13 protein-coding genes are annotated in these 13,334 nt (G+C 64.8%); all 13 read right to left on the reverse strand.

The features are described 5' to 3' along the window. Nucleotides 1–501 (reverse strand): flagellar basal body-associated FliL family protein, encoded by a 501-nt coding sequence (locus AC1DKY_RS16930; protein WP_441602976.1) that lies wholly within the window; start codon nt 499–501, stop codon nt 1–3. A gap of 948 nt (nt 502–1,449) precedes the next feature. Further along, entirely contained in the window at nt 1,450–2,634 is a 1,185-nt protein-coding gene (locus tag AC1DKY_RS16935) for a flagellar hook-length control protein FliK (RefSeq protein WP_441602977.1), read from the reverse strand. A 34-nt stretch (nt 2,635–2,668) separates the two neighbouring features. Further along, a complete protein-coding gene (gene fliJ, locus AC1DKY_RS16940) occupies nt 2,669–3,103 on the reverse strand; it encodes a flagellar export protein FliJ (RefSeq protein WP_441602978.1) in 435 nt (144 codons plus the stop codon). Continuing rightward, nucleotides 3,100–4,461, reverse strand: coding sequence for a flagellar protein export ATPase FliI (gene fliI / locus AC1DKY_RS16945; RefSeq protein ID WP_441602979.1), 1,362 nt, complete (start codon nt 4,459–4,461; stop codon nt 3,100–3,102). The genes fliJ and fliI overlap by 4 nt, the downstream gene beginning before the upstream one ends. Next, nucleotides 4,458–5,105 (reverse strand): flagellar assembly protein FliH, encoded by a 648-nt coding sequence (locus AC1DKY_RS16950; RefSeq protein WP_441602980.1) that lies wholly within the window; start codon nt 5,103–5,105, stop codon nt 4,458–4,460. Before AC1DKY_RS16950 ends, fliI begins: the two co-directional genes overlap by 4 nt. Further along, a complete protein-coding gene (fliG, locus tag AC1DKY_RS16955; protein ID WP_441603154.1) occupies nt 5,102–6,097 on the reverse strand; it encodes a flagellar motor switch protein FliG in 996 nt (331 codons plus the stop codon). The genes AC1DKY_RS16950 and fliG overlap by 4 nt, the downstream gene beginning before the upstream one ends. A gap of 123 nt (nt 6,098–6,220) precedes the next feature. After that, on the reverse strand, nt 6,221–7,924 hold the full coding sequence (fliF, locus tag AC1DKY_RS16960) for a flagellar basal-body MS-ring/collar protein FliF (protein ID WP_441602981.1): 1,704 nt from the start codon (nt 7,922–7,924) through the stop codon (nt 6,221–6,223). 48 nt (nt 7,925–7,972) lie between these two features. Next, the gene (gene fliE / locus AC1DKY_RS16965) at nt 7,973–8,296 is read right to left on the reverse strand and encodes a flagellar hook-basal body complex protein FliE (RefSeq protein WP_441602982.1); all 324 of its coding nucleotides are present in this window, start codon (nt 8,294–8,296) and stop codon (nt 7,973–7,975) included. Nucleotides 8,297–8,502: 206 nt separating this feature from the next. Beyond that, complete coding sequence (locus tag AC1DKY_RS16970) at nt 8,503–9,924, reverse strand: sigma-54 dependent transcriptional regulator (protein ID WP_441603155.1); 1,422 nt, start codon at nt 9,922–9,924, stop codon at nt 8,503–8,505. A gap of 360 nt (nt 9,925–10,284) precedes the next feature. After that, entirely contained in the window at nt 10,285–10,842 is a 558-nt protein-coding gene (locus AC1DKY_RS16975; RefSeq protein ID WP_441602983.1) for a PilZ domain-containing protein, read from the reverse strand. Nucleotides 10,843–10,920: 78 nt separating this feature from the next. Then, nucleotides 10,921–11,220, reverse strand: coding sequence for a flagellar protein FliT (locus tag AC1DKY_RS16980; RefSeq protein WP_441602984.1), 300 nt, complete (start codon nt 11,218–11,220; stop codon nt 10,921–10,923). Beyond that, a complete protein-coding gene (fliS, locus tag AC1DKY_RS16985; protein WP_441602985.1) occupies nt 11,217–11,648 on the reverse strand; it encodes a flagellar export chaperone FliS in 432 nt (143 codons plus the stop codon). Before fliS ends, AC1DKY_RS16980 begins: the two co-directional genes overlap by 4 nt. 16 nt (nt 11,649–11,664) lie before the next feature. Then, nucleotides 11,665–13,149 carry a flagellar filament capping protein FliD gene (gene fliD, locus AC1DKY_RS16990; protein WP_441602986.1) on the reverse strand — a complete coding sequence of 495 codons (1,485 nt, stop codon included), beginning with the start codon at nt 13,147–13,149 and terminating at the stop codon, nt 11,665–11,667. Nucleotides 13,150–13,334: the final 185 nt, after the last annotated feature.

The following is a 13,334-nucleotide window of genomic DNA, read 5'->3' on the forward strand; positions in this document are numbered from 1 at the left end:
TCACTGCATCACGAAGCTGGTGAAGTACAGCGCTTCCACGCCCGGACGCCCCAGGCGCTTCTCGATGATCTTGCGCACCGCGTCCAGCGCCTGCGCCTGCAGTTTCTGCTTGCCCGCGGCGTCGCTGAGAATCGAGTAGTCCTGGCTGCTGAACAGCATCACCAGCGCATTGCGGATCACCGGATCGGCATCCTTGGCCGCCGCCAGCGCCGCCGCATCATGCGACATCAGGCTCACACCCACCTGCAGGAAGCGCATGGACTGGTCGTCCTTGAAATTGACGACAAACGGCGGATCCAGCATGAGGTACTGCTCCTGCTTGGACAGCGCTACCTTCGGCTCATCGCCCTCCGCACCATGCGCACTGCTGCGAGAGTTCATCACCAGGTAACCAGTCACACCGGCCATGGCGAGCAACGCCACGCCCATCATCAGCACGAGCTTGTTCGATCCCTTCTTGGGCGCTGCGGCCGCCGCTTCTGCTTGCTCGTTCTGAGCCATGCGAAATCAATCCCTATCAAAGTTCAGTCATCGGCCACCCGCCACGGGCGGCACATGTCCGTTATCTGCAAACGGCATGCCATCGGCGGGAGACGTTGCTGCGACTGGGTTTGCGAGGGATCGCGACGGAATCGCGGCGCTTTCTTGACGCGTGTCGGGGATTGGGCGTGACGGGGTGGTGGCGGTGGTCGGAAGCTTGTCGCGTGGGCGACCCGTCTGCGTTTGACCGTGCCCGCTCACCTGTGGGAGCGCACCCTGTGCGCGACAGCCACGTTGGGGTGTACCGCTCCGTAGGTTTGTCGCGCACAGGGTGCGCTCCCACAAAGGGCGACCCGCAACCTTTAATCCAAGATCCACGGCAAGCGCACCCTTGTAGGAGCGCACTTGTGCGCGACCGCGGCGCTGGGTGCTCCGCTCCGTAGGCTGGTCGCGCACAAGTGCGCTCCTACAAAAAAGCTGCCGGCCCGCGACGCCAGGGCGTTGTTCGGCTCTTGATGTGGCTCTTGCCCTAGGGGTCTCCGTATGACGCGGCGGGCGGGTGGAGGAAAGCCCGAAGGGTGGCCGCATGGATGCGGCCAGTTTTTCGACAGGACAGGGATGTTCTGTCGAAAAACCCCGTAACCCGACCGCGCACCTGGAGGGCGCAGCCCGGAAGGCGCGTCATCCGGGGGGCCCTTTCTTTTGGTTACTTTTCTTTGGGCAAGCAAAGAAAAGTAACTCGGCTGCCGGCAGGCAGACGAAACGCCCGCCGCGTAGGCGGCACGCTGGCGGTAAGGCGACAACCGGAGACCGACGAAACTGGATGACCAGCCATTCGGCAGCCGACGAGCCCCTCCCGCCTCCGCCGGGATGACGATCAAAAGAGGACTGCGGCACTTCCAAACTACGAGGCTAGGTTGGCCCCTCACCCCAACCCTCTCCCCAAAAGGGAGAGGGAGAAAAAAGCGACTACGCAAACATATCCACCAACCCCACCACCTTCATCACCGGCGCCGCCATCCAAGCCAACTCACCCACACCCTCAGCCACCCCACTCTCAGACCCGGAAGAGGAACCACCCGACGTCCCGGCCTGAGAAGAGCCCTGCCCTGTATTGCCCTGCCCCACCTGCGCCTGCCCCAAGGTCAAACCATGGTGCGCCAGCATCGAATCAAGCTGGCTCAGCGTCTGCTGCACGGCGTGCACGGCCTGCGGGTGTTGCGCGATGAAGGCCACGTCCACATGGTCCTGCTTCACGCTCACCTTCACATCAAGCTCGCCAAGGTCCTCAGGATGCAGGCGGATGCGTGCCTCCTTGACGTCCTGGCCGCCCAGCCAGGTCACTTGCTGGCTCAGTTCCTGCCCGAACGAAGGCGACCCCACGCTCGATTGCATCGTGAGCGCATGCGGAGCGGGCGCGGTCGCCACGTTCGACGAAGTCTGCGGTTGCTGCGACATCGCCTGGGCAGTGAGATTCTTCAGTGCATCGACCGAGTCATCGCTGTGATTGCCTTGGCTCGAAGACGCCGTCAATGCCTGCAAGGCCGTGCTGAATGCGTCGCCCTGCGTGGTCGGCGTGGTATCGGTCGCCGGCGCGGCCACGGCGTCATTGCCGTCGCCCACGTCCTGCGTCGCCATGGAAAGGCTTTTGTCCTCAATCCCACCCAAGCCCTTGTCCAGGTCAGCCGCGCCGCCTGCCTTTGCCTGCCCCGCTGCTTGCGCAGCACCGAGCAGTGCGACGGTGGCCGGCGTCACAACGGATGCAGCCGCGGCAGTGAGAGCGTCCGTCGCATCTTCACCGTCAGCCGCCGCCGGGACCGCACTGGCAGCCGCCGAAGCCGGCACGCTCTGGCCCAGCAAGGCGAGCATCGCGGCGGCAGCGGCGGGCGCGTCAGAGGCCGACTTGTCGTCGTCCTTGTCGTCCTGCTTGCTCTTGGCGGGTGACTGCGATGGAGTCGAGGAGCTGGCCTTTGCCGATGCGTGCCGGCCGTGCACGGGCCGTGACGGGTCGCTCTGCTGCGCCAACTGCTGACGGGCATGCTGCAAGGGCTTGCTGAAATCCTTGTTCGGATCGCTGGACGATGCGCTCGTCGTATCGCTGACAGGCGCGTTCGTCGGCGGCAGATTCACCACCGCGGCAATGGACGAGGTCATACGATGATCTCCTGGAATGCGTTGATGGCGGTGCTCACGAGAGCCCCCTCGCCGGCCGGCGGTACTGATTGCGTTCGTCGACCTCGGCCTGTTCGCGGCGGTCCTCGCTCTTGCGTTCCTGTTCGCGGTAGCGATCGATCACACTGCCCAGCGCCTGCTCGCGGGCGTGGGCTTCGCGCCACTGGTTGCGCGCGCCATCAAGGACGCGGCGTTGGCGCGCCACTTCGTTGATCTGTTGCGCGATGACCTGGTCGATGCGCTCCACGAACTGACGCCGGTTGAGCAAGGCGCTCACGCTCACCCCGCCCTGCGCCTCGGCGTACTCGGCGCGGTATTTCTGCAGCTCTTCCAGCTGCTGCTCGGCCTTGGCGAGCTTTTGCTGCTGCTCGGCCAGGCGCTGCATGGCCGTTTCCTGACGGTCGTGCGCGAGGTCGGCGGCAGGTTGCAGGCGGTTTGCGCGGGATGTCACGGCGTGCCTCCGGCGGTCAGCATTTCAAGTGCGCCAATGGCGTCGTTGAGCGTGGTCGGCGCGTCCACCTCTTGCTGCAGGAAGTCGCGCAAGCGCGGCCACATGGCGATGGCGTGATCCACCTGCGGGTCGGACCCTTTCTGGTAAGCACCCACCGTGATCAGATCGCGCTGCTGGCGATACGCCGAATAGACCTGGCGAAAACGCTGGGCGGAACGCAGGTGTTCGCGCTTCACGACCGCCGGCATCACGCGGCTGATCGATGCTTCGATATCGATGGCGGGATAGTGGCCGGCTTCGGCCAGGTCGCGCGACAGCACGATATGACCGTCGAGAATCGCGCGCGAGGCATCCGCAATCGGATCGTGGCGATAGTCGTCGCCTTCGGTGAGCACGGTGTAGAACGCGGTGATGGAACCACGCCCTTCGGCATCGTTGCCTGCACGCTCGACCAAGGCCGGCAGCATCGCAAACACCGACGGCGGATAACCCTTGGTGGCCGGCGGCTCGCCGATCGCCAGCGCGATCTCGCGCTGCGCCTGCGCATAGCGCGTGATCGAATCCATCAGCAGCAGCACGCGCTGGCCGCGATCGCGGAACCACTCGGCGATCGCGGTGGCGTACTGCGCCCCGCGCAGTCGCTTGAGCGGCGGCGCATCCGCCGGCGCGGCGACGATCACGGCACGCGCGCGCCCTTCGGCGCCCAGCGTGTGTTCGACGAATTCCTTCACTTCGCGGCCGCGCTCGCCGATCAGGCCCACCACCACCACGTCGGCGTCGGTGTAGCGCGTCATCATGCCAAGCAGGGTCGACTTGCCGACGCCCGAACCGGCGAACAGGCCAAGGCGCTGGCCGCGGCCAACCGTGAGCAGCGAGTTGATCGCGCGCACGCCAGTATCGAGCGGCGTATCGATGGGCTTGCGCGCCATCGGGTTGATCGGTTCGTTCTTGAGCAGGGCGTGCTCGTCCACATCGAGCGGGCCAAGGCCATCGAGCGGCACGCCGTCGGCACCCACCACCCGGCCCAGCAAAGCCATGCCCACCGGCAGGCCGCTGGTATGCGCGCATGGACGCACGCGGGCGTTGGGCAGCACGCCATGCATTTCGGTGACAGGCATCAGCAAGAGGCGTTCATCGGCGAAGCCGACCACTTCGGTTTCCAGTTCGCTGCCATCAGCCGTGGTGACCAGGCAGCGCGCACCCAGGGGCGCCTCGCAGCCTTCCGCTTCCAGCGTAAGGCCGACGACGCGGCGCAGACGCCCTTCCACGGTCAGCGTGCGCGCGCCGATGGCGCGTTGCCGACGACGGGCCAGTCGCTCCTGCCACAAGGCGGCACGCGACGGGCTGGGCGCGTTCATCCACGCACCTCGTCGGCATCTTCGTCGATGCCTTCGGCTTCGGCGCCGAGCACGGCATCCACGACCGCGGCGAGCCGTGTTTCAACGCGGGCGTCGAGACGCGAGCGCTCGCTTTCCAACAGGCAATCGCCGCGCTGCAGGCTGTTGTCGGGCAGCAGTTGCCAGTGCGACTCCACCATCTCGAGCGAACGCAGCAAGGCCAGATCATCCGGATGCAGGCGCACGCGCAGGTTGCCGCTGGCCGAAGGCAGCGCCAGCGCCGCCTGGCGCACGGCTTCCACCACCAGGTCGGGGGTGGTGCGCAACTCGTGCGCCAACACCTGGCGCGCCACCGTCATGGCCAGGCGGGTCAGTTCCAGTTCCACCAGTTCGTCCATGCTGCGCAGGGGACGGGCGGCCGATTCCAGCAAGGCGTCCAGTCGCTGCATGCGTTCGTGCAAGACCTGCTGCGCCTCGGCCATGCCCTGGGCGAGGCCCGCGGCATAGCCCTCTTCGCGCGCTTGCTGCTCGATCGATTCCAGCTCGCGCACGGTTGGCTGCTGCACCGGCTCTGGCGTCGGCTCGACTGCCACCGGCTCGCCCACTTCGGGCGGGAGCCAGCGTTCAAAGGGCAGCAACTTGTCGCGGTTCATCACGGCATTCATGCGACCAGCTCGTCACCGGTGCCGGAGAGATTGATGGCACCCGAATCGGCCAGCTTGCGCGCGATGGCGAGCACTTCCTTCTGCGCCGAATCCACTTCGCTGAGGCGAACCGGACCGGATACTTCCAGGTCGTCGCGCAGCATGTCGGCCGCGCGCTTGGACATATTGGCGAAGATCTTTTCGCGCACGCCGGGCTCGGCGCCCTTGAGCGCAGTGACCAGGCGGGCGGTCGGCACTTCACGCAACAGGGTCTGCATGCTGCGGTCGTCGAGGTCACCGAGGTCTTCGAACACGAACATCAATTCTTCGATGCGGCCGCTCAGGCCCGAGTCGTGGGTACGGATGGCCGCCATCAACTCGTTTTCGCGGCTGGTTTCCATCGCGTTGAGAATATTGGCCGCAGCCTTGAGGCCACCGACGCTCGCGGATTTGAGCTTCTTGGTGTTGCCGCCGGCGAACTGGCGCTCCATGATTTCGTCCAGCTCGTTCAACGCATGCGGCTGCACGCCGTCGAGCGTGGCGATACGCATCACTGCATCGCTGCGCACGCGCGGCGCCAGGTAACCGATCACTTCGGCCGCCTGATCCGGTTCCAGATGAGCCAGCACCAGCGCGATGATCTGCGGATGTTCCTGGCCGATCATCTCGGCGATGGCGCGGCTCTCCATCCACTTGAGCGACTCCAGGCCCTTGCTGGAGCGACCAAGCAGGATGCGATCGATCAGGCCGCCCGCCTTGTTCTCGCCCAGTGCATTGACCAGGATCTTGCGGATGTATTCCTCAGTGCCGACGCCCAGCGAGGTGTGCCGCCCCATGTCTTCATTGAGGCGTGCGAGCACCATTTCCACCTGCTCACGGGTGACATTGGTGAGGCTGGCCATGGCCGAACCCACCGCCTGCACGTCGCGTGCGCTCAGATGCCTGAGCACCTCGGCCGCGTCCTGTTCGCCCAGGGTGAGCAGCAGGATGGCGGCACGCTGCGCGCCGCCGATTGGCGTTTCTGCTTTCATGATGCGTTCTGCCCGCTGACTTGTTTCACCGTCGCCTGCCGCTGAGGAGCCAGCGACGACATGCGATGTCGACGCTGGCCATGCGGACGTCGTGCGAATTCGCGCTTAGCCGCCATCTTCGCCCACCCAGCTCTTGACCACCTGCGCCACCTGCTTGGGATTTTCGCCGACCATGCGGCGGGCCAGGCCAATGCGTTGCTCGTACGCCAGTTGCGGCGGCACGCCGAGCTTGAGCACGTCGTCGCCCTCGTCCTTGTCGTCCACGCGCACCGAAATGGTCGGCGTGTCCATGGGCATGGCACCGGCCAGGGCAAGCTCGCGACTGGTGGACGGCGCGCGCGACAAGCCGCGCAGCAACGGCCGCAGCAGGCCGAACGCCACCAGCAGTGCCACCAGGATGCCGGCCGCCTGCTTGATCAGGTCGAGCATGCCCGGACGTTCCCAGAACGGCTGTGCCGGCGTGGCCACATCGTTGCTCGGGTCCTGGTGGAAGGCCTGATTGATCACGCTGACGCTGTCGCCGCGCGCCTCGTTGTAACCCACGGCGTTGCGCGCAAGCGTGGTGAGGTGTTCCAGTTCCTGCGGGGTGAACGGCACGCTCTTGTTGCCGCCCTTGTCGCCGGGCACCAGTTTGTTGTCGACCACCACGGCCACGGTGAGACGCGCGAGGCGACCCGCCGGATCGCTGACGTGGCTGATGGTGCGATCCAGTTCGTAATTGCGCGTGGCGCTGCTGGAGTTTTGACTGGGGCCGTTGCTCTGCGCGGTCGCGGCTGTCTTGCCTGCCCCATTCTTGCCCGCGGCAGGCTTTGCTGCGGTCGGCTGCGCCACGGTATTTGGCGGCTGGTTGCTCAACGCGCCAGGAATCGAAGCGTCGTTCGCTTCGCCGGTGTGCTGTTCGCTATTGGTCTGCTCGCTGCGCAGCGCGGGATGTTCGTGGTCGAACGTCTCCGTCGCCTTCTCGGTCTCGCTGAAATCCAGATCCGCATAGACTTGCGCGCGCACTTTGCCCGGGCCCACCAGCGGCGTCAGCAGTTCTTCGATGCGCTGCGCATAGGTGTTCTCGATGCGCGTGGCCAGACGCAGACGCGTATCGCCGATGGCGCTGGCGCTGCCCGCATCGGTGGTGGTGAGCAGCTGGCCCGCCTGATCGACCACCGACACCTGCTTGGGATCGAGATTGGGGACACTCGACGCCACCAGGTGGACGATCGCCGCCACCTGGCTCGCATCGAGCTGGCGACCGGCATACAGCGTCACCAGCACCGAGGCGCTCGCTTCCTTGTTGTCGCGGATGAAGGCCGACGGCTTGGGCAGCGCCAGATGCACGCGCGCTGCGCGCACCGATTGCAGACCCGCGATGGTGCTGCCCAGATCGGTTTCCAGCATTTGCTGGTAACGCGTGCGCTCGGCCAGATCGCTCATGCCAAACGGCGAATCGGCACCGGGTGCGGCAGCAGTGGCGGAGCTGCCCTGCGGCAGGCCCTGCGCGGCGAGCTTGAGGCGAATGGCCGCCAGATCGGAAGCGGGCACCATGATGGAGTTGCCATCAGCGCCCAAGGTGTACGGCGTATTGGAGGCCTGCAGCGCCTGCGTGACGGCGGCGGCATCCTTTTGTTCCAGACCGGCGTATAGCAGGCCGTAGTTGGGGCCGCGCGACCACAGCACCACGGCAACGCCAAGGGCAACGGCGCCGGCCACACCCACCAGCAGCAACAACTGTCGTGTTGCCGGGGTGCGCGCAAGCTGCTTGAGGTCCAGGCGAGAACCGGGGCTTTCGTCGGTGGTCGCGAGGGCGTTATCGGCCATGAAGACTGCTCTTGCTTGGGGGACGCAGAAACGTCGTCAATGGACCGGTCAGACCGGCATGTTCATGATGTTGTTGTAAGCGTCGACCAGCTTGTTTCTCACCTGGGTCAACGTGTTCAACGACAGATCGGCCTTGTTGATGGCGACCATGGTGCGACCGAGGTCGGCGCCGTCATCGCCGCGTTCGAAACTCGCTGCCTGCATGCCGGCGTCGGTCTGCGCATCGGCCACCGACGAAATCGATTTCTTGAGCAGGCTGGCAAAATCGGTCTGCCCTGGCGCTGCCGCGGTAAAGGACTGCTCCGCCGGCTTGGTCTGCAAGGAGAGCTGGCGCATCTGCGACAGCAGGTTGTTGACGTCGATCTGACTCATGACGGAATTCCAACGCGTAAAGAGTTATCGAGGGTGTTACTGCACGACGTGTGCCACGAAGCCGGAAGTGAGTGGCGCGTGGTGAGCAGTGAGAGAAAGCGTGACGCAGTTCCGCTTTCCGGAAGTGAGTGAAGCGGAGTGCGTGGCGTGAGCAGGGCAAAGCCTGCCCTCTTCCGCCTCTCACTCCTCCCGACTCACTCCCGCACTTAGGCCTGCAAACTCGGCTGCAGACCGTACTTGCGCAGCTTTTCCACCAGGGTCGTGCGCTGCATGCGCAGCAGTTTTGCCGCGTGGGCCACCACGCCGCCGGTAACGTCAAGCGCTTGACGGATCAGACCCACCTCGATGTCGGCAAGGTGATCCTTAAGATCCAGGCCCCCCTCGGGCAGCATCACCAGCGAATCGCTGGCCACCACGGCCATCGGCTCGGGCAGCACGGTGGAGTGACCGGTCATCAGCGACAGCAACGCCGCGCCTCGCACTTCCTCCACGATCTGCTGGCCGCGATATTTTTCCGGCAGGTCGCTGACGCGCACTTCGCTGTGCGGATAAAGAATGGAAAGACGCTCGACCAGGTTGTAAAGCTCGCGCACGTTGCCCGGCCACGCATAGTTATGCAGCGCATGCATGGCGCCGGCGCTGAAGCGCACGCTGCCCAGGCCACGACGCGACAGGCGCTGGTTGAATTCGCCCACCAGCTCCGAGAGGTCGTCCAGGTGCTCGCGCAGCGCGGGCATTTCCAGCGGGAACACGCTCAGGCGGTAGTAAAGGTCTTCGCGGAACTGGCCATCGGCGATGGCGGCTTCCAGGTTGCGATGCGTCGCGGCGATGATGCGCACGTCGCAACGCTGGGTGCGATTGCTGCCCACGCGCTCGAACACACGCTCCTGCAGCACGCGCAGAAGTTTCACCTGCATCGGCAAGCTCATGTCGCCGATTTCATCCAGGAACAGCGTGCCGCCCTCGGCCAGCTCGAAGCGACCCTTGCGGGTACTGATGGCGCCGGTGAATGCGCCCTTCTCGTGACCGAACAGTTCGCTTTCCAGCAATTCGGCGGGAATGGCGCCGCAGTTGATCGCCACGAACGGCTTGTCGCGACGCGAGGAACACTCGTGGATGCTGCGCGCGACCATTTCCTTGCCGGTACCCGATTCGCCCAGCACCAGGACGCTGGAATCGAACGGAGCTACCTGGCGAACCAATGCGTTGACACGGGCCATCGGACCGGAGCTGCCCACCAGCTTCAACTCCGGACGACGCGGCGTCTGCGCCTGCGGGCCACGAAGCGTCTGCGAGAGTTGGTCGTAGCGCAGCGGGAATTCGATGATGCCGACACGGCTGTTGTCGGCGGCGGCGTCATTGCCCAGGCGCGGCAGCCATTCGGAATCGGCGGCCATCAACACCATTGCCTGATTGGACGCAGTGCCCAGCCGCGCGAACTGACGTTCGGCTTCGGCTTCATCCCATACATTGCCCACATACACGGCGCGCCATGCGTGCGTCGCTTCGTCCACCATCTCGCACTCTTCGCCGCGCTGCGGGCGATAGCCGAGAAATTCCAGCGCCGAAACGACCGACTCCGCCCTGCGGTGATCGGACTCGATCACCAGTACGTCGAACTTGCCCATGTGATGTTCTCGTGCGTGCTGCTTCATTGGTGTCCCCCTGGATTGCACCTGCTCGCTGACGACAATCCGTCGCCGTCCGCGAGTAGGAATGAGCAAGAAGAAGGCCAGCCAATCACGTTTTTTCGACGCGGCGTGGGACTTCACGCCTGCCGGTGAGCGTCACCTGATGTAAACGTTGCCAGGAAACTACGCAGCGGTACGCCACAGACCACTGAAATCGCTAAAAAAAAATCCCGAGGCGCAATGCTCGGGATGGTGACCCTGTGCGACACCCTTTCGAGATGTGCGTCAAAGAACGTTCGTGTCGGGTTTCCGTAGCGTGATAGCGATCACATTACGATTGTGAACCGGGTTCGCAGTCTACGTCGCGGTCGCTCGGCGCTCTGCCACTTTACGTCGGTGATGGCGGAACACGAGTCGCTCAATCGCGTCACATGTCGCCTCATCCATCGATTCGAAGGCAACAAAAATGTGATATGCATCACGCTCTTGCACGACTTGCGCGGCAAGTTCCAGCGGCAAGGCCAGGCATCCGTCGAAGTGCAGACGCACCAAAGCATGCTCTTGCGCAGCCGGCCACAAGGACTTGGGCAATAACGCGCCAATCGCGTTGAAGCTGACACGCACACGGGGCGGCAGCTGCGCGTCGCGCTGAAGCAACTGGTCCAGCATGGCCATCAGCACGTTGAGCTTGCTGTCCAGGCGCTGCATGTCCTGGCCAAGCTGGCTCTCTTCGTCCAGTGCCTCGCTGCGGCGCTCGTTGAACACGGCCAAGGTGCCAAGCACGCTGAGATTGCGATCGCGCATGGCCATGCGCTGCAGCTCGCCCAGTGGCTCGGTCAAGGCCGCACAGCTCACGTGCAGGCCGTCGTCATAGGCCACCCGCTCGGAAAACTGCTGCCAGGATGCGTCTTGCATGATTCCCTCGTTGCGCTGGGCCGGTGAACGTCGCGGCCGTGCCCGATTATGCGCGCTTGCTGCCGGGTGGCGCCGGGCTTATTCGACGCCGGCGCGCAGATAGGCGCTGAGCGCGCGATGGCGATGCTGATGCTGGCCCAGATCCTCGCCCAGGCGATCGCGCTGCTGTCGAGCCAATTCGCGCACTTCTTCGGTATGCGCCAGCAAGGTCTTGAGCACGGGCAGCGACTGGGCTTCGGTCATGGGCAAGCGGGCGATCTGCTCGCTGCGCTCGGTCTCCAGCGTCGCCACGGCGTTCCAGTCGCCTTCACGGGCGGCTGCCAGCATGCGTTCGCTGAGCTCAAGCGCCACCGCGCGCGTCGCGTCGTCCATGTTCATGCCGCCGCGCTGGGCTGGCTGCCCTGTTTTGCCAGGAAATCATGGCGGATCTGGCGCCAGGCATCGCGCACCGGGGTGAGCAGATCCACTACTTCGTCGATCGCACGCTCGTCGTTATTGAGCTGCGCGTGCAGCAGGCGACGACTCACGTAGTCGTAAAGCGCATCGAGCCGGCCCGCCAGCGCCCCGCCCTGCGCATGATCGAGGCTGCCGCGCAGTTCGGTGACGATCGCGTGTGCGCGGCTGAAGTGCATGCCCTTGGCCGGCACATCGCCGCGACGGATCGCGCCACGCGCCTGGTTGATACGGTCGATCACGCCATCGAACAGCATATTGGTCAGCTGGTGACGGTCGGCACCTTCCACGCTGCCGCGCGCGCTGGTTTCCTGATAGAGCGCACTGGCGTTGCGCATGTAGCCGTAGGTCATGGTCGATCCCCGGAGGTCAGTTCTTGGAGCTGGAGTTGGTCAGCTGCGCAAGCGCCGTGGTGAGATACGTGCTGGTGTTGTTGAGCGAGGACATCAGCGTATCGAGCGCGGTGTACTGCTGCTGCAACTGCGTCTGGTACGTGGCCATGCGGTTGTCCAGCGAGGTCTGCTGCTGGCCCAGCTGCGTCAACGTATTGTTGAGGCTGTCCATCCGCGTGCCGATGATGCCGCCACTCTGCGTGTACGAATTGATCGCCGTGTTGAGCGTGGTGCCATAGCCGTTGGGACCGGTGAACAAGTCCTTCACTGCCGAGGGATTGCTCTGGAAGGCCGCGGCAAGCTTGTCTTTATCCAGGCTCATGGTGCCGTCGGCATTGCGCGTGATGCCGACATTGGCCAGCGTGCCGATGCCGTTGCCCTTGACCGAATTGCTCAACACGGAGGCGATCTGGCGCTGCACCGAGGTGAGCGTGTTGTCGCCCAGCAGCACGCCGGGAGGATTGGCGCCGGTGGTGTCGAAGCTCGACAGCGACGTTACGGTGGACGCATAGCTGTTGTACGCGTCCACCAAGCCCTGGATCGCGTTGGTGGCGGCGGTATTGTCCTGCGCCACGGTCAGCGTGTTGGTGCCGGTGCCGGTGAGGTTGAGCGTCACACCGTCCATCATGCCGCTGACGGAATTGGTGGGACTGGTGACGGCGATGCCGTCCAGCGTGAGCTTGGCGTCCTGCGCCTCGTTACCGCCCGGTGTGTTGAGCGTATTGGCGAGACTGGTGAGGCCGCTGCTGCTGGTGGCGTTGGCGCTGACGGTGAAGCCGTTGGCCACGCCCGTCTTGGTCGAGCTCAGCATCAGCTGCTGGCCATTCGTGCCGTTGACGATGGTGGCCGTCACACCCGGATTGGACGAGGAATTATTGATCGCCGTGGCGATGCTCGACAGCGAATCGGTGGCCGACACGGCCAGGTTCATGGTGGTCGAACCGACCGTGATGTTCAACGTGCCTGCGCCGACTGCCGTACCCGAAGTCACCGGGCTGCTGGCACGCTTCTGCGCCGTGGCCAGCTGGCTTACGGCGATGGTGTAGGTGCCCGGATGCGCGCTCGACATCGTCGTCGCGGTGCCGATGCTGCTACTGCTGCCCTGCGCGGTCAGCGTCGCGTTGTAGCTGCTGAACGTGCTGGCGGCGCTGAGCGTCGCCAGCGCGGTCTGGATGCCGCCCAGCGCCGAATTCAACGACGACAGGCCGCCCAGCAGGCTGTTCGTCTGGTTGGTGCGCGTGGTGATCTGCTGTTGCGATGCGGCCTTGCGTGCATTCACCAGCGCCGTGACGATCGAATCGACGTTCAGGCCCGAGCCGATGCCTGCGGCGCTGAGCGTGCCGCTGCCGGCGGACGATGAACCGCTCGACGAGGATGAACTGCCGGAGCCGCTGGTGGCCGACGTGAGCGAATTGAGCAACGCGCTGAGGCTGCTACCGCTGGTGCTGCTAGTCGTGGTCATCGCACTACCTTGTCCGTTTCCCGAAGTGATTCCGCCGTGGCGGAAGTTTTCGAGCCCCCGGCAAAATCTTCACGCATGAAGACTTTGCCGGAAGCTCCCGAAACACCGGGCGGGCTGCGAGGGGCAACCCGCCTGGTGGTAGATCCGGCCGCGGTGGATGCGACTCGGGAGGAGTCGCATCCGGG

Source organism: Dyella sp. 01N448, assembly GCF_056399225.1.